General features: G+C 40.1%; 19 protein-coding genes and 1 tRNA gene. 4 read left to right on the forward strand and 16 right to left on the reverse strand.

Translation table 11 applies throughout. The features are described 5' to 3' along the window. Positions 1-9: 9 nt before the first annotated feature. The 10 genes from mobT to AB5213_RS13385 all read right to left on the reverse strand — a co-directional run bounded on the left by mobT (position 10) and on the right by AB5213_RS13385 (position 10,964). The gene (gene mobT, locus AB5213_RS13340) at positions 10-1,206 is read right to left on the reverse strand and encodes a MobT family relaxase (protein ID WP_055180183.1); all 1,197 of its coding nucleotides are present in this window, start codon (positions 1,204-1,206) and stop codon (positions 10-12) included. A 183-nt stretch (positions 1,207-1,389) separates the two neighbouring features. Next, positions 1,390-2,784, reverse strand: coding sequence for an FtsK/SpoIIIE domain-containing protein (locus AB5213_RS13345; protein ID WP_368276821.1), 1,395 nt, complete (start codon positions 2,782-2,784; stop codon positions 1,390-1,392). Between the two features lie 67 nt (positions 2,785-2,851). Further along, complete coding sequence (locus AB5213_RS13350; protein WP_008787613.1) at positions 2,852-3,055, reverse strand: helix-turn-helix transcriptional regulator; 204 nt, start codon at positions 3,053-3,055, stop codon at positions 2,852-2,854. Positions 3,056-3,058: 3 nt separating this feature from the next. Beyond that, positions 3,059-3,700, reverse strand: a complete 642-nt coding sequence (locus AB5213_RS13355; RefSeq protein WP_055285974.1) for a DUF3796 domain-containing protein — start codon at positions 3,698-3,700, stop codon at positions 3,059-3,061. A gap of 102 nt (positions 3,701-3,802) precedes the next feature. Beyond that, positions 3,803-4,186 carry a YdcP family protein gene (locus tag AB5213_RS13360; RefSeq protein ID WP_368276822.1) on the reverse strand — a complete coding sequence of 128 codons (384 nt, stop codon included), beginning with the start codon at positions 4,184-4,186 and terminating at the stop codon, positions 3,803-3,805. A gap of 15 nt (positions 4,187-4,201) precedes the next feature. Beyond that, positions 4,202-4,528 (reverse strand): YdcP family protein, encoded by a 327-nt coding sequence (locus tag AB5213_RS13365; protein ID WP_005339720.1) that lies wholly within the window; start codon positions 4,526-4,528, stop codon positions 4,202-4,204. A 238-nt stretch (positions 4,529-4,766) separates the two neighbouring features. Then, on the reverse strand, positions 4,767-7,811 hold the full coding sequence (locus AB5213_RS13370; RefSeq protein WP_173686987.1) for an SrtB-anchored collagen-binding adhesin: 3,045 nt from the start codon (positions 7,809-7,811) through the stop codon (positions 4,767-4,769). Positions 7,812-8,684: 873 nt separating this feature from the next. Further along, positions 8,685-9,272, reverse strand: a complete 588-nt coding sequence (locus tag AB5213_RS13375) for an AAA family ATPase (protein WP_022219921.1) — start codon at positions 9,270-9,272, stop codon at positions 8,685-8,687. A 13-nt stretch (positions 9,273-9,285) separates the two neighbouring features. Next, positions 9,286-10,653, reverse strand: a complete 1,368-nt coding sequence (locus AB5213_RS13380) for an MATE family efflux transporter (protein WP_055246320.1) — start codon at positions 10,651-10,653, stop codon at positions 9,286-9,288. Positions 10,654-10,893: 240 nt separating this feature from the next. Then, positions 10,894-10,964, reverse strand: a tRNA-Gly gene (locus AB5213_RS13385). Positions 10,965-11,155: 191 nt separating this feature from the next. Between AB5213_RS13385 and AB5213_RS13390 the strand changes: the two genes are divergently transcribed. Then, a complete protein-coding gene (locus tag AB5213_RS13390) occupies positions 11,156-11,980 on the forward strand; it encodes a polysaccharide deacetylase family protein (RefSeq protein ID WP_173685753.1) in 825 nt (274 codons plus the stop codon). A gap of 33 nt (positions 11,981-12,013) precedes the next feature. On the opposite strand, the gene AB5213_RS13395 is transcribed toward AB5213_RS13390, so the two are convergent. Further along, a complete protein-coding gene (locus tag AB5213_RS13395) occupies positions 12,014-12,808 on the reverse strand; it encodes a Cof-type HAD-IIB family hydrolase (protein ID WP_055158556.1) in 795 nt (264 codons plus the stop codon). 177 nt (positions 12,809-12,985) lie between these two features. Between AB5213_RS13395 and AB5213_RS13400 the strand changes: the two genes are divergently transcribed. Together AB5213_RS13400 and AB5213_RS13405 are read left to right on the forward strand one after the other, a co-directional pair. After that, on the forward strand, positions 12,986-13,333 hold the full coding sequence (locus AB5213_RS13400; RefSeq protein ID WP_022219870.1) for a DUF6465 family protein: 348 nt from the start codon (positions 12,986-12,988) through the stop codon (positions 13,331-13,333). An 11-nt stretch (positions 13,334-13,344) separates the two neighbouring features. Next, complete coding sequence (locus AB5213_RS13405) at positions 13,345-13,593, forward strand: hypothetical protein (protein WP_008370883.1); 249 nt, start codon at positions 13,345-13,347, stop codon at positions 13,591-13,593. A gap of 60 nt (positions 13,594-13,653) precedes the next feature. Here AB5213_RS13405 and AB5213_RS13410 read toward each other — a convergent pair whose 3' ends face one another. The 5 genes from AB5213_RS13410 to AB5213_RS13430 are packed head-to-tail and all read right to left on the reverse strand — an operon-like array spanning position 13,654 to position 20,709. After that, positions 13,654-15,489 carry an alpha-amylase family protein gene (locus tag AB5213_RS13410; RefSeq protein WP_055297620.1) on the reverse strand — a complete coding sequence of 612 codons (1,836 nt, stop codon included), beginning with the start codon at positions 15,487-15,489 and terminating at the stop codon, positions 13,654-13,656. Between the two features lie 2 nt (positions 15,490-15,491). Continuing rightward, positions 15,492-17,675: an alpha-galactosidase gene (locus AB5213_RS13415; RefSeq protein ID WP_368276823.1), complete on the reverse strand. Its 2,184-nt coding sequence runs from the start codon at positions 17,673-17,675 to the stop codon at positions 15,492-15,494. A 27-nt stretch (positions 17,676-17,702) separates the two neighbouring features. Next, on the reverse strand, positions 17,703-18,545 hold the full coding sequence (locus AB5213_RS13420; RefSeq protein ID WP_055297622.1) for a carbohydrate ABC transporter permease: 843 nt from the start codon (positions 18,543-18,545) through the stop codon (positions 17,703-17,705). Continuing rightward, on the reverse strand, positions 18,545-19,420 hold the full coding sequence (locus AB5213_RS13425) for a carbohydrate ABC transporter permease (protein ID WP_055158551.1): 876 nt from the start codon (positions 19,418-19,420) through the stop codon (positions 18,545-18,547). Before AB5213_RS13425 ends, AB5213_RS13420 begins: the two co-directional genes overlap by 1 nt. Positions 19,421-19,434: 14 nt before the next feature. Further along, positions 19,435-20,709, reverse strand: a complete 1,275-nt coding sequence (locus tag AB5213_RS13430) for an ABC transporter substrate-binding protein (protein WP_215633907.1) — start codon at positions 20,707-20,709, stop codon at positions 19,435-19,437. Between the two features lie 287 nt (positions 20,710-20,996). Between AB5213_RS13430 and AB5213_RS13435 the strand changes: the two genes are divergently transcribed. Then, a complete protein-coding gene (locus tag AB5213_RS13435) occupies positions 20,997-21,848 on the forward strand; it encodes an AraC family transcriptional regulator (protein WP_022219864.1) in 852 nt (283 codons plus the stop codon). Positions 21,849-22,158 lie beyond the last annotated feature (310 nt).

Below are 22,158 nucleotides of genomic sequence, written 5' to 3' on the forward strand. Positions count from 1 at the left end.
TTATCACTCCTAACTTTCTACTAAATCTTTTGCAGGGGTCGTCTGCTGTTTGATTATCATTTCATGCTTTTCTGTGAGCTTTGCCTGCTGTTCGATTGTTTCCATGTAATCTGTACCATTTCCCTTATCAATCTTTTTCAGCATTTTCAAGGTCGGTGCTACCTGCCGTTGTACCCAACGCAACGTGCGGTCTAAGGTGTACGGCTCTGGCTTTGTCGTCAGCTTCAAGCTCTGTCTGTTATCGCCGATAAACCAAGCCCAGCGGTCATTGAGTTTCCAGTCGCTTTTTCGTTTGTCGGGTTCTTCATCAACAAACCGCACATACTGGTTGATGATAGAAAAGGCGGTCTGCTCTGCGTCATAATACGTCAGCAAATCTCGTACTGCATAATAGGCACGTTCATTACGAAGCCGTATCTCAAAACGGTTGATAATATCGGCTTCTTCCAGCGGTATCCCGAACTTGACGTACTGCTCATAGTCCTTTTCATAGATACAGAAATACACATCGGATTTCAGCGAACCAAGATAAAGGGTACGCCCCATATATTCTCTGTCGTCCTCTCTATGCTTGATAAGCTCGCCCGACAAGTAAAACTTGTAACTTCTGGACTTTCCGATATATTCCCGTTTCCTGCATTTTTCCGCAAGCTCTGGAATATCCAAAATGCCCATATGGTCGTTGATAGCAAGGTCGATACGCTTCATAACACCACCGTCTACGAGTGCGTCCATGAGAAAGTCATACCAGCTTCTTTCCTGTGCCAGCAAGTAACTTTCAAACTGTCGGCAACCTCGCCCCTTTAACTCTAAAAGGACACCCTTTTCTTCGTCAGCCGACGTATAGATAAAGATGTCCCCTAAAGAATAATGCTCCGTATAACTGTAATGTCCGTAATCTTCATGGAGCATATAGTTGATATTCAGTTTTAATATATCTTTGATGATGTGCTGTATATCCAGCGTGGGAAAACGGATTTTTACATAATCAAACAGCATGGTAAGCGGTGCTTCTGGATTGAACTTTGCCAGTTCCTTTTGCAGAGTATTAAGAAGTTCCTTTGACGGCTTCATTTTTCCGCTTTCTATCTTGTTGAGATATTCCCTTGTGATACCAGAAGCCAACGCCAGCCTGCCTTGTGAGATACCGTAAGCAATCCGTTTCTCCCGTAATTCTTTTATTCCTTGTTCTTCATTCAGAACCATACCCCCAATCTGTAAAGTGTGAAGTTTTTTAAGGCGACTTCACATCTGAATTTTGCAAGGAAACTATGCGATAAGCCTTATGTTTCCTATGTTTTTTGTCTATTGTCCATTTGCAAACGTACCCCTCTGTTAGATACCGAGGGGTTTTACCTGCTGGCGTGGCTAACGCCACACCAGCAACGGCTAGTCCGTGCCGTCGCCTTTCGCTTCGCACGTCGCCGTCCCGTCCTGCCTTGCTTGTGCAAGAGAGCCGATAGTCTGCAAAAAATCATGTCCTTTCGGGACTAAAGGCGTGTAAAACTCACTGATAACGCTTGTTCCCACATCACAATATCCACGCCCCTTGATACGCTTCTGAAAAAACTGCTTTTTCACATCTGAACCAAACAGCATACCGTAACCTAATTCGCTGATACGCCCAAGTCCCACACGGAAATTGAAGTTATCTCTGATACCGTCCGAGAAATACTTTGCGTCTGGACGCTGGCAGGCAACGATAAGGAAATAACCTGCTTGTCGCCCTAACATAACGATTTTCTTTAGCTGGCTAAGTAAGCTCACGCTTTCTTTCGTCCCCAGCATTTCAAAAAACGCCACATATTCATCAAAGATAAGAAAGCAGGGTGGCAGTCCCAGATAGGCGTAGTTTTCGCCTGTCTTATAGTTCGGGTGTCGCTTCATTTCCTCGCTTCGCTGTACCATGCCCTCATAAAAGGCATTGACGCAGTCTATCATTTCTTCTTTGGTATGATACACATTTCCCATAACTGTCCCTAAGTCCGCAAGGTCACCGTTCTTCGGGTCTAAGATATAAAGGACAGCGTTGGTATGCAGTAAGGCTTCAATGAGCGTTAGCAAAAAATAGGTTTTACCGCCACCAGTCCCACCAGCAATCAGAGCGTGAGGGAGTGCGTCATATTCCCAGACAAGATTTTTCATCAATCTAAGACAGCCGTTCTCTGCCCGTACTTCATCAATGGTAATGCGGTTTGCTATCATATCATAAAGCAGGATATATTCGATATATCCGTCATGCAGGGTCTTGTCGGTCAGCTCACAATACAAGCCACTTTCCAATTTATCCTCTAACCGTAAAAGCTGGTCTTGATATTTCCCCAGCGTAATTTCACAGCGGATATGAAGCAGTCCCTTTTCCATTTGATAATAAATCTTTGGAAACCAGACGATTTTTTCCCTTGATCTGCTTTGCAGGTCAGTAAAAAAACCGCTGTCTTGTACGGTATCGGCTTCATACCACTTGTTTTCCAGTACCATTCTTGCCAGCTTTTGACGGTGCAGGAGCTTCTTGAAACTGTCGTAACAGAAGCGGTAATACAGAAAAGCGACCAATGCACAAACACCAGTCGATATCAGTATGGTTATGAAGTTGTAAGGGGAAAGCGTCAAGCCATTCTCAAACAAGCTGAAATGCTCCCAATCGGCACGCATGAGCTGTTTGATATTCAGTAGCAGGAGAACCGCCACGAATACAAACAGAAGCGTTCCTATGGAAAAGTGGTAGACAAGGTGCTTGTCGCTGGCTCTGATACGGTGTCCTTTATTCCAAATCTTACGCATAAAACAATCTCTCCTTTCTGTGTACGAAAAAGCAGTCAATCCTAAGACTAACTGCTTTAAACTGTCTTTATTCAAAAATAAATATATCTTCTATCGGAGCTTTTACAGCTCTTGAAATATCTATTGCCAATTTAAGTGACGGATTATATTGTGCTTTTTCTAATCTCATAATAGTTTCACGACGAACACCTACAATGTCAGCGAGTTGTTCTTGTGTTAATTCTTGTGCTACACGATATTTTTTTAAATTACATACAAACTTTGCTTCCATAATTTATTTCCTTTTTTCATAACGATATAATAAATAGTTGCTAAGAAAAAGAACAAGAGCATAGATAAGTGAAACAGAAATCAGCATAAATATTGCACACCACTCAACATTACGGGAAAACATACCTATTGCCATAAGCCAGATAACTACAAATAATAGTTTAAAACCTATCTTGTAGGCTTCTAATTGTGCCTTACGTTTATTTTCTTGAAAAAGCTCATCTTCTAAGATATGAGAAAGTTTACCTTCAAAGAAAAAACTGAAAAAACCAAAAAATATGAAAAAAGCAAAAGGAAATATTTCTCCAAATTTATAGTATGTCCAAAATCCGCCAAACCCCAGAAAACCAAACATTCCACAAAATCCCCAGTAAGGAGAAATTGTTCTTGAATATCGTTTTTCCCTGCTGTTTTTTGAAAAGACATTTTTAAAGCAGATAATTACTATATAGATAGCATATAGTGCTATTAAAGCTCCAATTACTAACATAGGAATATCCTTGTAAGAAAATACATATTCCGACATATCCATATTTTTGACCCAGCGTCCATCATTGTATAATAGGGAGTAGATTGTACCAACAATAAGCAATAAAGCACACCCTACCCCCATAAAAATAATTTTTTTAATTTGTTTCTTTGACATATTTATCTCTCCTTTCAAATGAGATGTTTTTGTATCTTTATGAGATAAATATATCACTCCGCATTGTTCGTGTCAATCAAAATTAAGACAAATACATCACTTTTATTTCTTCGGCTGTCCCTGCGGTGTAGGGTTCTGTGGACTGCCTGCGTTCTGGTTGCCTTTATTCTTCAACACAATATCCTCTGCCTTTACATACCAGTCCACATCTGCACCCGTATAGGTTTTTCTTGATACCGTATCGGCTACGGGATTGACAAGCTCCACAACTGCATTGTAAGGAAATTCCCTTAACGATACTTCTGGCGGTACAGACACGGGGATAATTCCACCATGCAGACTGCACTTCAAATCATAGATACGCTTTTTAAGCTGGGTACTCGGTGTCCCGTCCTCATTCTGTAAGAACACATCACGCACCGCTGTAAACTTTAATTCTCCAAATGTTTTCTCTTTGTCAATAACAAACCCGTTTGATAATCTCATAAATTCTTCACTCCTTTACTTTTCTTCAACTGCTACAATATCATCAGCAACTAATACATAATCGGTATGTCCCATATCCCCGATTGCGTAACCTCTGCCGTATAACTTCGGATTGACAAGTTTTACTTTCTGCTCATACTTGAACTTCTTTTCGCCAGCCTGCACGGGAATTTCTACCACAACATTTTCGCCTTTCTGTACGTCGGAATAAAGGTTATAGCTTCGTCTGGCTAAGACCCTGCGATTATTTTTATCTCTTTCAAAGACTGGCTCGCTTTCGCCTGCAAATTCAAGAGTTCCAAAAGACTGTGCCATATCTGGCACGACATATTTCATTTCCATACTGTTTTACCTCGTTTCTTTCTATATTTGATAAGTTTTTTAATTGTGATTTCTTATTCTGGCGGTTTGGGAAGTACCAGCAATCCCCCAGATAGTAAAGGGTAAAATCAATGCTTACGCACCCTTGACTATCCGTGTTCTTGCAGGTTGTAGGCAGACAAGCCAGAATAAGCAAAAATCTGCCGTTTGACAGCTTCGGCGGAGAGCGTGATTTTTCTTTCCTCATACCGTTACCGCCTTATGATTTCTTCATTTTACGGCGTTTGTAAAGATATGTTCCAGCCAGTCCACCAGCAGACGCAAGCAACATCACGATAAATGCCATTACATTTGTACTGTCGCCCGTTTTGGGACTGTCGCTAGGTCTGTTAGGCTTTTCCGGTGTCGGTGGTGTTTCGGGTTTCTCTGGTTCTTCTGGCTTTTCCTTAAAAGTAATCGTCTGTCCCTTATCCTCAATATCCTTATGCTCGGTAACTTTCTTCGGCTCGTCTGGATTGCTTAAATCGTATAATTCCTCAAAAGTTACAAGCTGTTTGCCGTCAAGAGAAGTAGCGTCAAACGTAAAAGCAACTTCCACTTTCATAGTTTTGCTGTCAGCAATAAAAGTGTAATCACTTTCCACACGTTTTCCATTGATAAGAAGTTCTGCATTTTCTTCTTTCAACATCTGCCAGCCCACAAGTTTGTACTGTGTACCGACTTCTAAGCCCTCTAAGGTTACGGTATCAATGATTGTAACGTCTTTTCCTGCTTTAAGCTCTTTGTTGCCGTCCTTATCGGTAGCGGTAGTATGTATCTTGATGATACGCTCTGTGATAAGTACCGTTTGCCCGTCGTCCTCAATGTCTTTGTGTTCTGCAACTTTTACGGGTTCGTCTGGATTGCTGAAATCATATAATTCTTCAAAGGTAACAAGGTTTTTGCCACCTAAAGCAGACGCATTGAATGTATAGGAAATTTCCACTTTCATTTCTTCATCATCAGCGACAAAGGTATAATCGTTTTCTACACGTTTCCCGTCAATGATAAGCTCGGCGTTTTCTTCCTTTAACATCTGCCAGCCTTTCAACTGATACTTTGTGCCTTTTGTAAGTCCGTCTAATTTGACAGTATCAACGATTGTAACCTCTTTTCCTGCAAGGATAGTCTTTTCGCCGTCTTTGCTGGTCGCTGTGGTATGAATAGAGATTTCTTTTTCGTATTCATCAGTTAGCGTTCCTAAATCAATCACAAGGTTATTTCTTGATACCACGATTTCAAAAGGTGGGATAAGTTCAAAGCCTTTGTTACTATCGCAACGCATTTCTTCAATGATATAGGTATCATAAGGTAATGCCCCCTTGCTGTCGTCTGGTTCAGAAGTCCCAAACCACACACCGTCCTCACTGGTCTTGCCTGCGTTTGTATTGTGCTTATGAGAAGCCCAGTCAGCAGAAGTGGAAAACTGCCCGTTATCATCAGTTACCACAACATGATTTTCGCCCGTTGTCTTGCTTGTGATCCTAAAAGGAACATCAGCAAGACGCTTATGTGTGCCTGCACCGATTTTTACACCCTCAATATCTCCACGCTTAATCTGATTGTAGATAGAATGAGCTTCGTCGGTTAAGTCCACGATTTTTCCATTTTCTGTGATTGTAAAATCAATCGGTTTTGCACCGTCAGTTAAGTAACCGTCGGGAGCTTCACTCTCAACAATACGGAATTTTCCATAAGGTAAGAGGTCAGAAGAAGTAGAAGCGATACCCTCAATATCTGTACGAATAGTTTTTACGACTTCATTTTTCTTATATAGCTTGCCCTCAACCAAAACAGAATTATCATTTAAGGAAATGATGTCAAAGACAGTATCTTTCAGAGTGGCACTTCCTTGTGGCTTTGTATCGCCCGTTTCTAAATCTCGTTTCTGAATTTTGACACCGCCACGGATAACCTTGTCTGATACGGAAAACTGGTTACTTCCAGATAATACGGCAAGGTCGCCGTCCTCGGTAATCTGTGTTACATATAAGCCCTTAATCTGTTCGGACTTATCGCCAGCCTGCATATATGCACCCTCTAACAAGTAGCCGTTTGGAGCTTTCGTTTCCTCAACGGTTAGCGTTCCAAGTGGAAGAACCGCCTTGCCGTCCTGCATATAGAAGCTATCGCCAGATACCTTGTATGCGTCCGCTAATTTTGTAATGTAGTGAGTTGTCCCGTCGCTATCTGTTTCAGCGATTGTCTTTGTAACCCATGTACGAGTAGCTTTGGCAGGGAGATTGTCTTTATTATAGAAGCCTGCATAATACTTCCATGTAAATTCCGCACCTGCTAAAGAAGCGTTCCCTTGCGGATTGTCTTTCTGTGTTTCCATATCAATCTTGAAAAGCTCAATCAAAGTGTCCGTTACTTTTGGTGTATCTGATACATTCAAAGTTGCTGTTTCGCCAGCTTTGATTGTTAATGGATAGATTGTCTTATCCACTTTATATCCTGCTGGTGCGGATAATTCCTTGATATAGACTGTGCCTGCTTTTACCTCTGCAATATCTGTATTTCCGTTTTCATCAGTCGTAAGGGTGGCAAGCTGTTTCGTGCAGTCCTTATCAGAAAAGACACCATAGGTCGCACCAGCGATAGAGTAATTCCCGTTACCGTCTGTAATGCTGGTATTACTGGAAGTCTTTTGCAGTTTCGCATTTCCGACATTCAGCTTCGCCCAGAATTGTCCCAATTCCTGCCCCTCGCCAGAGTAGATATAACCGCCACATTCATAGCGTTCTTTATTCTCTTTGACAAAGGCTCTTGCACCAGAGAAAACTTCGTCCTGCGTTGCCTTTGGAATTTCATCATAAGAAGCTCGCACGTTATCACATTGCCAGCCAAGATGTACGCTCAATCTCTGCCAGACGACACATTGTTCCAACAGATAGACTTGTTTGTAGTTAAATTCCTTGTGAGCTTCGCCATACTGTTTGACATACTCTAAAGATAACGCCACATCTGAAATCTGATCGGCACTCATGCGTGAGCTTGCGTCAGCTCTGGTCTTGTAACCATTCTTAAAATCTGTATTAATGTCAATACAATAGGCAGTTTCGTCCTCGACTTTCATATAACCCTCATTGAATGTCGAACCGATAGAACCGTCATTCATTACTTTTTCAATGATACCGACACGCTCTGCACTTTCCGTCCAGTATTGCTTACTTTCTGCATGGACGGGTGTAGTCGGTAAAGCAGTAACGACAGTTGCAAGAGCTAAGAAGCCCGTACACAATCGTTTCCATGTCTTTTTCATAAATCTAATGCTCCTTTCATTTTGGGTGATAAAATAGCCGTCCAATAAGAACGGCTGAAAATAGAAAAGGAACGTCATTTTAGGCGTTCCATAATCTATAAAATATTCAATTTTTTATACTGATGTGTTGCTCATCAAAATCTCAAATTAAGGTTATTTGACACCAATTTTGACACCAATTTTTTGTATATTGACGATTTTTGATGAAATATGATAAATTCATAAAACCCGTGAAAAGCCTGTAAATAGGCACTTTACGGCACTCTATGAACTAAGACAAAAGCTACGCTGTAATAACAATAGGTGAGTGCTAATTATTTTGTGAAGATTTTGTGAACGAACTTGCAAAGGCGTCTATTTTTGCTATTTTATAGGGCGACAGCCCGGCAACGAGGAAATTCTTTCCCGAGCTGTGCATGGCGTATCTCTCAGCTTCCCAGGGATTTTTCACTTGCTTTCGCACTCGATTTTCTTGATTTGACCACATTTTTACGACAAATCTTCGGAAAAATATATTCGTCTGATTTTCTTACTACACTTCTCCAGCAATATCATATTTTCTGACAAAATTTTGTACTTTGTTCCACTCTTTTCTAACTGTGCTTTATACTTTTCACACTCCTGTACAATCGCTTTTTTTGCATACTCTGTCGTTTCTCCATCATGATTTGAAAAAACAATGTCTAAGTGATACAAGCTGCTTTAATTCTTTTCATTGTAACTACATCTCTTTCAATTTAAAGATACGTCACATAGAAAAAGGGATCCTTCACTCAGTAAATTTGAATGAAATGATCCCTAATTTTCATGTAAATCGTACTTGGTTTTACAATACTAATTATACTTTATTTTTTGAAAAATGTAAGCAAATTTTTATTTTGCACACTCAATAATTATCGCTTCACATCTGTCATATCCAAGCTGTGAGCTGTTCAGACACAGCGTATAATTGCTCGTTTTTCCCCATTTCTGATCCGTATAAAAATTATAATTCGTCATACGCCTTTTATCTGTATCTGCCATCATTTTGACAGCTTCCTTTTCTTCTACATTATATAACCCCATAATTCGCTTTGTTTTTTCCGGCATATCCCCATAGATAAATACATTCAGCACATCGTCCCTATCCTTCAGAATATAGTCTGCATTTCTTCCGATAATCACACAAGATTCCTTATCAGCCAGTTCTAAGATAACCTTTCTCTGTGCCTCATACACCATGTCTTCTACTGATTTTCCTGTAATATCACGTCCGGCAAATGCATATGCAAATAATCCTTTTTTCGGAGATAATTCTGCATTTTTCTGAACATACTCCGGTGACAAACCGGACTTCTCTGCAATGTCATTAATAATATTTTTATCATAATAAGCAATCCCAAGTTTCTTCGCTACTTTTTCTCCGATGAAACGTCCACCGCTTCCAAATTCTCTACTGATTGTAATAATTCTTTTCGCCATCTCTGATTCCTCCTTAATTCAAAACATCTACTTTATTTTTTCTGATTCTCTTTAAAAATACATAACCTGCAAAACATGAAACTATTTCAGTAATCGGAAATGACCACCAGATTAATGAAATGCCCATCTGTCCATTTCTGACAAACATAGAAAAAATTCCGGCCAGCGGCAGTATAATAATGAGCTGTCTCAAAAGCGAAATAACAAGGGACTCTATACCACCATTCAGTGCCTGATAAATACCCTGATAAGCAATATTGATGCCTGCAAACAAAAAGCTGACTGAGATTATTCTCATTGCTTCAATAAAATATTCTCTTGACTGTCCCGCATTAAACAGCGTTGCAAATGCTCCGGGGAAAATCTCTGTGATTGTAATTCCCAGAATCATTAACACAATTGTATAGATCAGACCATATTTGATTCCATCCTGAATTCTCTTTTTACTTCTCATTCCATAAGCAAATGCAATGATCGGGGTGATCGCATCTCGCAGACCAAAAGCGAGAAACAGTACAAACTGCTGAACTTTATAAAATAATCCATAGGCTGTCTGTGCTGCTGGATTGAACTTCAGGATCAGATTCATCACATAAACCATAATGGACATCAATGCCTGTGCAATGATTGCCGGAAGTCCGATTTTATAGATTTCTTTGATAATTCCGCCATCCGGCTTCATGTATTTTGCCCCATGCTCGAATTCCTTATTGAATTTGATATGAAAGATAAGCAATAATACTGCGGATGCTACCTGACCAATTACAGTTGCATAAGCTGCACCTTTCACTCCCATTTCCGGGCAAGGACCAATACCATAAATCATGATCGGATCAAGGATAATATTTACAACGGCTCCAACCACCTGACCAATTGTGGAATAAAGAGAACGACCTGTTGCCTGTAATAACTTTTCAAATAAAGAAAAGAAAATAATACCAAAAGAGATTACGCAGCATATCCTCAGATAGCTGACTCCCATCTCCAATACTTCTGTATCTACTGTCTGTGATGAAATATATGCTTTCACCCCAAAGATACCAAACAGTAAGCAGACCACATAAATGATCACTCCAAGAAACAGACTGTTTCCTGCTACCTTTGCTGCTTTTTTACTATTCCCTTGACCAAGTGTCCTTGCCAGAAGTGCATTGGTTCCGACACCCGTTCCGATTCCTACTGCGACCATAAGCATCTGAACCGGGAATACCAAAGTCAATGCATTTAATGCTGCCTCACTGCCTACTCTCATATTTCCTACAAATGCACTGTCTACAATGTTATAGACTGCCTGCAATGCCATAGATAGGATCATCGGGATTCCCATCTGGACCATCAGCTTATTTACCGGCATCTCCTTCATCTTGTTGCTTTCCGCCATTTTTTAAACTCCTTTCTTTTTGGCACAAAAAAAGTGCGCACCTTGTCATATAAGCTGGACTTACGCTGACACGCTACACACTTTTTCATGGCGATATTGATTTTTGCAAAATGAAAACGAGTAGCTGGTAAACTGGATTTACGCTTACTTGCTACTCGTTTCTTGTAATTATATTTCCTCTTTTTCAAAAAGTCAAACAAAATTTTCCTTACATTCTCTCTTCTTTTTACGCATAACAAAAGCGGGTGATGGGAATCGAACCCACGTATCCAGCTTGGAAGGCTGGTGTTCTACCATTGAACTACACCCGCGTCTTAAAGACAAGTAATATGATATCACATCTCAGAAAAAATGCAAGCCTTTTTTTTATTTTTTGATCACTTTTATTACTTTTTGTCCACTTTATTTTCTGACCTCTATTTTATCTATTTCGGTTCTTTTCCTTCCATTTCCACATATATTTTATCAATCACCTGTTTTCTATCCGATCGGAGTTCCTTTTATGTTTTCCAGATTAAAATCAAAAAATATTATACGGATCTGTTTTCTTTTCCTCGCGGCTTTCTTTGTGGGAACCGGCGCTGCATTTCTGCATGATCATTTCTTTCCAGCCGCTGTTCCCACCTCTTCTGAAGGCAACTGGGGGCTCAGCTTCCAAACGGATGGGGATCCCCCTGTCGGCAATGCCACATTTGACGAGTTGAAAAAATTTGATGCCTTTTACGCACAGGACACCGGCGAAAAGGTAATCTACCTTACTTTCGATGCCGGTTATGAAAATGGAAATACACCGGCTATTCTGGAAGCTCTTACGAAACATCAGGCTCCAGCAACGTTCTTCGTCGTCGGCACACTTCTGGAAAGCAATCCAGAACTTATCAAACAGATCCTCGCTGCCGGTAACACCATCGGCAACCATACCTGGCATCACAAAGACATGTCACAGATTTCTACAATGGAATCCTTTTCTGAAGAAATCCAGACAGTTGAAAAACTGTATCGGCAGATCACCGGACAGGAAATTTCCAGATTTTATCGTCCACCACAAGGCAAATACAGCGAAGCCAACCTGAAAATGGCACAGGATCTTGGCTATCATACCTTCTTCTGGAGTCTCGCCTACGTCGACTGGTATCAGGATAGCCAGCCATCCCACAAAGAGGCTTTTGAAAAGCTGCTTGGGCGGATCCATCCCGGTGCCATCGTTTTACTCCACAGTACGTCCTCTACAAACGCTGAAATCTTAGATGAACTTCTCACCAAATGGGAAGAAATGGGTTATCATTTTGCTTCTCTTGATGACCTTATAAAAGCTACTGCATCTTAGGAATTTTTCTCTGTCACTTTATCGGAGGATTCTCTAATCGATCAGTCCATATTTCTTCATCGCATAAGCAATTCCATCTTCTTCAACGGTCTTTGTAATAAATTCTGTATAAGGTTCCAGCACCTGGTCATGCGCGCCCATCGCAATCGCATGCCCGGCATGCTGGAACATTGCCAGATCATTGCTGCTGTCTCCAAATACATATGACTGATCTCTCGTCATTCCAAAATGCTCCAGTACCCAGTCAATCGCAGTTCCTTTTGTATAGCCCTTGAGGATACATTCAAACGTATTACTTCCACGGTCGATTACTTCCATATCATCTTTGATAAATTCAAAAAATGCTTTTACATCACTTTTTTCATCCGTATAAATAAAGATTTTATCATATGGACATCTTCTCTGCTCCATATAACGCTCGATTCCAAGTCCACGGTTGTTCATGTATTTTTTTGTATTTTCCAATCTGTCAAATCTTGAAACTCTTGAAGTGAAATACACATCTTCTGCTCCCTCAAAAATCCCATCAATCTGACATTTTGTCATATAATCAGCGATCTCATCGCCCCTCTCCGGATCCAGATGCTTTTCAAAAATAATTTCTTCATCAAATGTAAAATAAATCCCACATCCACACAAATATCCATCAAATGGAAGTTTTTTCAGTTCCACCGGAACACTGCAGTATGTTCTTCCTGTATTGATAAATAAAAAATGTCCTGCGTCGTGTGCCCTTTTAAGTGCATCTACCGTACTTGCGGGAATCTCTTTTGTAATCTCACTGAGTACGGTCCCATCAATATCAAAAAATAATGCTGCTCTATTCATTCTACCTTTTCCTCCCGGTTATACTCCAATTACACGATACTCATTATACTCATATCTCACCATTATGCGCAACCCTTTTTCATTTGCTGCAAAATATCTGTGATAAATACCATTTTGACTTCTCCATATAAAAGTAATATAATAGATGTTGTACAATTTGAAAAAGGGGTAATAATAATGAATAAAAGAATCGATAAGAAAAAACAGAAAAGAACACTTGAATCAGCAGTAACTGCTACAGCTACATCATCAGCACCGGCTACAGCAACTCCTGTTGTAGAGATAAAAGAAGTTGTAAAAGAAGTCAAAGTACCAGTAGAAGTTCCTGCCAAAAATCCTGCATTTTATGTTCAGTACCAGAGTGCAGAATATACTGTAGCCGCTATCACAGAACGTGTGATCGCTGACTGCAATGCAAAGGGACACGCTGTAGAAAATCCGGAAGCTCTCTCCATTTATCTGAAACCAGAAGATAAAAAAGCATATTACACCCTTGGAGGGTTCAATGGATATATTGAATTATAAAGGAGTATTTTATGGCGCTTAACTTTCAACAGCTTGGAATGCTTGCAAAACTGAAATCCGCATTTTCCACTTTTCAACAGCAGCATCCTAAATTTATGCCTTTTATTCATGCAGTAAAAGGAGATGCATGCCGCAAAGACAGCATCATCGAAATCTCCGTCAAATCTCCGGAAGGACGGAATTATACCACTAATTTCCGTGTTACCGAAAAGGATTTGGAACTTATCCAGATGCTGAAAGATATGCAGGAAAACCAATAAAGTATACAAAAGCAGGTAAGAAAGGATAGAATTTCTTACCTGCTCTTTTTTTATCTTACTTTAGCATTTCTTTGCTAATACAAAGGAATGGCCTTCCATTTTTATTGCCTGAAGGCTGACTTTTTTACCGGTATATAAATCCATATACTCTCCCTCTTCTTCGATCCAGGCTGTCCGGTCCTCTTCTGCGAAATTAAAAAGTGCTGTCATCTGCTCGCCCTCCAGTTCCCGCACAACTCCAAGGATTCCATTTTCCCAGGTATCAAGCGTCCAGACATTTGCCGATGCATCAAATACTTTTTCTTTACTTCGGATGGATCTAAGTTTTCCAATTCCATCAAACAGTTCTTTTTGTACCGTTCCTTTTCTCTTTCGTCCGTCTGCCAGCTTCCAGTCAAATTTTCCTCTGTGGATATACCTGGAATCAACCCGTTTTTCCGGATCATTTTTATAAGTATAATCATTTACCTGACCAATCTCATCTCCACTGTAAAGCATTGGAATTCCGGATTGCACCATCATATATGCATGCAGCATCAGATCAAATCTGACTGCTCTTTTTTTCTTTTCTTCATTTTGTTCAAATCCGGCACTTTCAATTCCACACATGGAAGCTGTCGTTGCACAGAATCTGGCATCTCCTGTTATCGGATCTTCATTATAAAGTTCCCCGCGGCTCACACTTTCTGCGATCTTTCCCGTGAAGAAGTCATTCAGATATCTTTTGTGTGGGACTTCCTGCATTCCCCAACCAGAAAGAGTCTGGAAATCCAATCCCCATCCAATATCATCATGACATCTGAGGTAATTTAAGAAAGTATACTCTTTCGGAAGGTTGTTCATAATATCAAGCTGCATCCGTAAAAGTCTGGTATCTCTCGTCGCAACCGTATTCCATGTAGTAGCCATCATGGTTACATTATAAAGCATATGACATTCCGGCTTTTCTATGGTACCAAAATAAGGAACTACTTTTTCCGGTTCCATCACGACTTCCCCTAATAATACAACCGACGGACACACAATCTCCCCGATCATACGCATCATCCTGACTATCGTATGTACCTGTGGAAGATTTCTGCAGCTTGTCCCCATTTCCTTCCAGATATAAGGAACTGCATCGATCCGCAGAATGTCAATCCCCTGATTGACCAGGAAAAGGAAATTATACATCATTTCGTTAAACACTCTCGGATTCTTATAATTCAGATCCCACTGGTAAGGATAAAAGGTAGTCAACACGTAGTGTCCGATTTCAGGAAGCCAGGTGAAATTCCCCGGTGCAGTTTCCGGAAATACCTGTGGCACTGTTTTCTCATATTCTCTGACATAGTTTTCATTGTCACAGAAAAAATACCGGCTCATATATTCGCCTTCACCCATTCTTGCCTTCTGTGCCCATTCATGATCTTCGGAAGTATGGTTCATCACAAAATCCATACACAGATTCATGTCTTTTTCATGGCAGGCTTCAGCCAGATCTGCAAGGTCTTCTATGGTTCCAAGTTCCGGCTTTACTTTTCTGAAATCCGCAACCGCATAGCCTCCATCGGATCTTCCCTTTGGCGAATCGAGAAACGGCATCAGATGAACACAGTTTACACCACATTCTTCCAGATACTTAAGCTTTCCTTTGACTCCTCTTAAATTTCCGGCGAAATTATCAATATACAGCATCATTCCCAGCATGTTTTTTTTTCGATACCACGCCTGATCCTTTTCCTTCTCCAGATCTCTCTTTCGAAGTTTCGCATTTCTTGCACGATAGTAATTCTGCATCTGTTCACAGAGCTCTGCAAACATTGCTTCATTATCATATAATTCCATATAGAGCCAGCGAAGCTCATCCATATGCTTCGCCAGTCTCTTTTCAAAAATATCATTTGTTTTTCTCATTTTTATTCGACCATTTCCAGATAAATCTGATATGCTTTGTACTCACCAAATTCAAGCGGCATCGGAATTCCAACTTCCATCAGCGCCTCTGCCGGATAAATTTTTCCGGTATTTGAATCTTTATAGAATTGTCCGACACACAGACCTTTCATTTTTACATAATTTACTGTCATGTTTCCATGGATTTCAAGCATAACTACATTTACAAGTACTTCTTTCCCATCTTCTGATACAAATTCCCATGCGCCGATTTCTTCTGCGAATGGATTACTCAGTCGATAGTAAAGTCCATTTTGTACAAGCTGTGCATATTTTTTGTATTCTACTATCTGTTCCCTGATCTCTCTGCGCTCTTCATCTGTCATTTTCGCCGGATCCAGTTCATAGCCGAAGGTTCCTGCCATGGCACAGACACCTCTTGTATGGAGTGATGTCTTTCTTCCTGTCTGATGATTCGGAACTGCAGATACGTGAGATCCAACTGCAGATACCGGATACCCAAAGGATGTTCCGTATTGGATCCTTACACGATCCACTGCATCGGTATTGTCACTGCACCAGATCTGTGGTGTATAATACAGCATTCCCGCGTCAAAACGACCTCCACCACCACTGCAGCCTTCGATCAGAAGGTCTGGATAGCGGCTTATAATACGCTCCAGGAAATCATAAAGTCCAAGCATGTAGTCATACTGCACACTGCCCTGTTCTTCTGCTGTCATAGAATATACTTCTGCCATACTTCGGTTCATATCCCATTTTACATATTCGATATTTCCCTGATCGAGCACCTGACACATCTGCTCATAAACAGCATCCACAACTTCTTTTCTCGAAAAATCAAGGAGCAGCTGGTTTCTTCCTTTTACCGGTTTTCTTCCCGGAATCTGAATTGCCCAGTCCGGATGTTCACGGTAAAGATCACTGTCTTCATTTACCATCTCCGGCTCAAACCAGAGTCCGAATTTAACACCTAACGCATTGATCCTGCTGATCAGGTCACCAAGACTTCCCTGCAGCTTTTCTTCATTAACCTTCCAGTCGCCAAGTCCACTGTTGTCATCATTTCGACTTCCAAACCATCCATCATCCAGTACAACCATATCGATTCCCAGATCCTTTGCCTGCTCGGCAAGATGATAGATATCTTCTCCCGTAAAATCAAAATAGCATGCTTCCCAACTGTTGATCAGTACCGGTCTTACTTTTTCTTTATATTTTCCGCGACACAGATTTTTACGGATACATCTCTGCAGATTCTGGGAAAGCTTTTCAAGTCCCTGATTGCTGCAAGTTAAAATAACTTCAGGGATCACAAATTCCTCTCCTTTTTTCAGTGGATAAGAAAACTGTTCTTCCTGCAGTCCCATCTGCATTCTTGTCTGCCCGAACTGATCCTTTTCTACTTCTGCTTTAAATCCTCCGCTGTATACAAAAGACATTCCATAACAGGTACCGGCATCTTCTGTCGTTTCTTTTTCTGCCAGTATCATCATCGGATTGTACTGATGGCTGGATGTTCCTCTGCGGCTTCCAATTACAAAAGCTCCATGTCCTACCGATGTTCTTTGCATATTTCTTTCCATCGCATGGCGGCCGTAAAATGAAATCACATCAAACTCACCGTGAAGGAAATCAATACAGGCTGCCTGTGCTTTTGTCAGTCTGATTTTATCTTCTTCTGTATTGATTACTTTTGCACTTCTTGTGATCACATCATACTCCGGAAGAACTCCATAAATTAATTCTACCTGTAATCCTGTCACCTGATCTTTCATATAAATGATCAGAGTCTGGGCTTCCTCTTCGGCAGCATAAACTGCCGGAAGTCCCTTCAAATTGTATTTTCCATCACAAATCTCATATCCCTGATATCTAAGATCGCATCCAAAAGAACCATCTGCATTTACAAGGTCAAGCACCGGACTCCTGAAATCTCCTGTCAGTCGACACGGAAATTCCTGCGGCAGCACATCAAGGGAATATGTTCTGTCATTTCCTGTATCCTGCGGATTTCCTGAGAAGCCACGGTCTGCATAGGTCAGAAGATAATCCATAACTCCATCTGTCTTTCTTCCATAATATAAATGCAGTAAAAATCCATATGCATCAATTTGCATCTGATACGTTGTATTTTGGGTATGTAATGTAAATGTTTTTGCTTTCTCGTTGTATATGATTCCCATATTCTTCTCCTTAAGCTTCTGTCAAATTTATTTTACTGCGCCATTTACAACACCGTTCAGAATCTGTTTCTGACAGATCAGATAGAAAATCAAAATCGGAAGCAGTGCCAGTAAATAGGATGCAAATGCAAGATTATAATTGGTTCCAAATTGTGTCTGGAATGTCATCTGTGCAAGTGGCAGTGTGTTCACATCACTACCTGCCAGAATTACAAGTGGTGTCATAACATCATTCCATGTACCGAGTGCTGTAAGTACCGCTACTGTTGCATGCATCGGTTTCATTATTGGGAAAATAACGCTCCAGTAAGTTTTCCAGGTTGTTGCCCCGTCTACATGTGCAGCCTCTTCCAGTGCCATCGGAATATTTTTCAGATAACCGGAGTATAAGAGCACATTCATCGGCATATAAAATACAAGATAACACAAAATAACACCGAAAATATTGTCAATTCCCATCTGTGCTGTCTGCTTCACAAGTGGCATCATCAAAATTGCAAATGGAACAAACATACCGCTTACAATGTAAAGATAGGCGCCTTTGTAAAATTTACTGGTACTTTTACTTCTTCCGATCACATAACCGATCATAGAATGAATCAGAATGGAAAGAACCACCGTTACAATCGTTATCAGCACACTGTTGCCCAGTGAATGCCAGAAATCTGTTACACGCATTGCTTCTGCAAAGTTAGAAAAGCTCCAGCTTTTTGGCAGTGATAAGATTCCGGAAATACTGTTTGTCATTTCCGACGGTTTCTTAAATGCAATCACAACTGTAAGATAAAGAGGAAAAATAACGGTTACAAGACCCAGAATCAATAAAATTGTGATTGGCCAGTTTACTCTTTCTTTCACCTTTACTTTCATTATAACTGTTCCTCCTTATTTCCCAAAAAGTTCATCTGTAATACAGAGATCACAACGATCACTACAAAGAACACAACTGCATTGGCACTCTGGAACCCGAACTGTCCTCCAGCCATACCATTGTTATAAATCAAAAATGAAATTGATTCTGTACTCTGCGCCGGGCCTCCTTTGGTAAGAGCCATGATCTGATCAAATACCATCAGAAAATTCTTCATGCAAAGTACCATATTGATGGTAAAGAATGGAAGGATCAGTGGAAATGTCAGATTCTTGAATTTTTTCCATCCGGTCGCTCCATCAAGAGAACCTGCTTCGTATACATCCTCCGGTACCGTCTGAAGTCCGGAAATATAAATAATCGTATTCATTGCAACAGACTGCCATGCACATACAATTACGATCGCAACCCATGCCCATTTTGAGCTTGCCAGGATACTGTCACCTTTTCCGCCCATCATTTTTACAACTGTCGGAAGAATATAAGTGAAAAAGTAATTGAAAATATAGCCCACTACAAGTGCTCCTAAAATATTTGGAACGAAATACATTCCTCTGAGTGCACTTTTAAATTTAATTTTACTGTTTAATCCAAGAGCTAAAACAAGACTTAACACATTTACAACTATTGTTGCAACAATTGCAAGCTTGAATGTAAACAGGTAGGATTTCCCGACTCTTGCATCAGTAAATAAGTCTGTATAATTCCGAATACCTACCCAGTCAAACTCGCCATATCCTCGAAAATTTGTAAAACTATAAATAACACCTTTAATAAGTGGCAGCGTATTAAAGCAGAAAAACAACGCAAGTATCGGTATCGTAATCAGTAAAAATGTCCGCTTTCTGCCATTCATCCTTTTCAATTTATTCATGATCTGTATCCCTCCTACTTGCCTGCTTCATAATCTTCCATCATACGAATGATATCCCTGTTATATCTGATCCAGTCTTTGTCAAATTTTTTCAGAAATGCGTCAACATCCTGGTTTATGAGAAATGTCTGGATTTGTGCATCGACTGCCATTTCTGACGGATAATAGTGATCCTGGTAATCCGCCATACGGTTATCCTGAATATATGGTTTCATATCTTCCAGTTCCGGAGCCAGTGCAAAATCTTCGTCTTTACAAGGCACCGCATTCTGTGCATCTAAGTATGACTGGATACTATCATGATCCATCAGGAAATCAAGTACTTCATATGCCGCTTCTTTATTTTCACATGTATCCATCACGCAGAACTGAAGGTCTACTCCTGAATTTAATACATTGTCCTCTTCCGAATCATTAGCCGGCATAACAAAGGATCCGATATTCATATCCGGATTTACAGATTTGATCTGCGGAATTGCATAGCTTCCGATTGTATACATCGCTGATTCACCATTTGCAAATGCAGTACATGCATCGTTGTATCCGTATCCAAACGGTCCATCTTCACCATAATTTAACAATTCAAGCATTTTTTCTGCCACTTGCGGATATTCTTTGGAGAAGGTTGTTTCTCCTTTATTCACCTGCTGACAAACATCGGATGGTGCAAGTCCGACTGCAAGTGCATTCCAAGGTGCAAGGCAGGTCCAGGTATCTTTATATCCAAAATAAAGTGGCTGGATTCCTTCATTCTGAATCTCCTCGCAAAGAGAAATAAATTCATCCCAGGTCTGCGGAATCTCCCATCCATGTTCCGCAAACATATCTTTGTTATAGAGCACTCCTGCCGCATTTGCCACATACGGAAGCCCATATGTTCCTTCTGTCGGAACAAACTCCAATCCTTCAATAATATCCAGATAAGCAGGTTTTACCTCACTAAGTCCTTCATAATCTGAAAGGTCAGCCAGTATTCCTGAATCAACAAAATACGAATAATTGATATCTCCTCCGATTCCGATAATATCCGGATAATCTTCTCTGATAAAACGTGTTTTCAAAATTGTTGTCGCATCATTTGGGGAAGATATTTTTAAATGGATATCATCATGTGTCTCATTAAATTCTTTTTCGAGCTGTTCAAATATATCTACCGCCTCTGGTTTATACTGAACAAGTTCAATTTCCACTTTTCCGCTTTTTGGATTTTGCTGACATCCCTGTAATACTGCTGATGCCATCAGAATACAGGACATTCCCAAAACAATTGCTGCTCTTTTCCTTCTCATTTTTTCTCCTTCCTCACAGGTATATTTTCACTTTGCTACTCCTCGATATATCAAGTACTTTGTTTATATTTGCATTATAACATACCATTATGCGTTCAAGAATAGCATTGTATTTGATGTTTTATTCCAAAATGCTATTTTTTTCTATTTTTTTGTAAACGAACTAGCATTTTGGTATATTTCGGTTGCAATCCATTTTCAGATTAAGTAAAATATAGATATATTCACTGAATTACCAGCTATTGAACACAACTTTAACAAAACACAACTAAATGAAAGGAATCTGTATGAAAGAGCTCATGTTTTCTGTATTTCCAAGCGAAAACTTTGTTGACCTTGGATTATATCAATTCGGTTACGAACAATGTAAACCTGCACATAGTTTTGGTCCTGCCGTCCGTAATCATTTTCTTTTTCACTACATTATCTCCGGCACCGGAATTTTAATGGCAAATGATTCTCACGGTGTAACACAGACCTATCACGTAAAAAGTGGCCAGGGCTTTATGATTTTCCCCGGTCAGATCAATACTTATATCTCTGATGAAAAACTCCCATGGGAATATACATGGATTGAATTTGACGGACTACGTGCAAAGGAAACCATTGAACTTTCCGGACTTAGTTTGGATAATCCGATTTATAAAGCTACTTCTAAGGATCTGCGTGAAATACTGAAAGAAGAACTTCTCTATATTGCAAGTCACGGAGACGCTACACCATTTCACCTGATCGGGCATCTCTATCTTGCAATTGATGCTCTTATTCGTTCTACTTCCATCATGCAGACATCGAAAATCAGCCGTCTTCAGGATTTTTATATCCATGAAGCCCTATCTTATATAGAGCAGAATTTCCAAAACGATATTTCTGTCGAAAACATCGCTGCTGTATGCGGATTAAACCGCAGTTATTTCGGAAAAATTTTCAAAGACGGAATTGGAAAATCTCCTCAGGAATTTTTGTTGAATTATAGAATGATTAAAGCTGCTGAATTATTAAAACTGACAAAGCTTTCCATTAAAGATGTAGGTAATGCAGTCGGTTATCCCAACCAATTACATTTTTCCAGAGCATTTAAAAATATTTATGGAATATCGCCAAGAGACTGGCGTAATCAAAACAGACTTAAACAATAATAGAAAAAGAATGCTGCAGTTCAGACTGTGCATTCTATTTTTATTATTTAATATGTAATAATAAAGAATGTGCCTAGGCTCGTAGTGCCTTTTATTTAACAGGAAGTTCCTACGGATTTTGCTATGCAATAAAAAAACTGCAAACCCTTACGGTCTACAGCTCCCTTACTTTTTTCATGTACCTTCAAAACCACATACAAATTTAAATCTTTACTCCATCCATTCTTCTTTAGCCTGTCCTACCTTCTTGGTTATGCCCTCGACCGATTAGTAACAGTCAGCTCCATGCATTACTGCACTTCCACCTCTG

It is taken from the genome of Coprococcus sp. RTP21204st1_G4_RTP21204_210225 (assembly GCF_040915385.1).
GTDB classification, from domain to species: Bacteria; Bacillota; Clostridia; order Lachnospirales; family Lachnospiraceae; genus Allocoprococcus; species Allocoprococcus comes.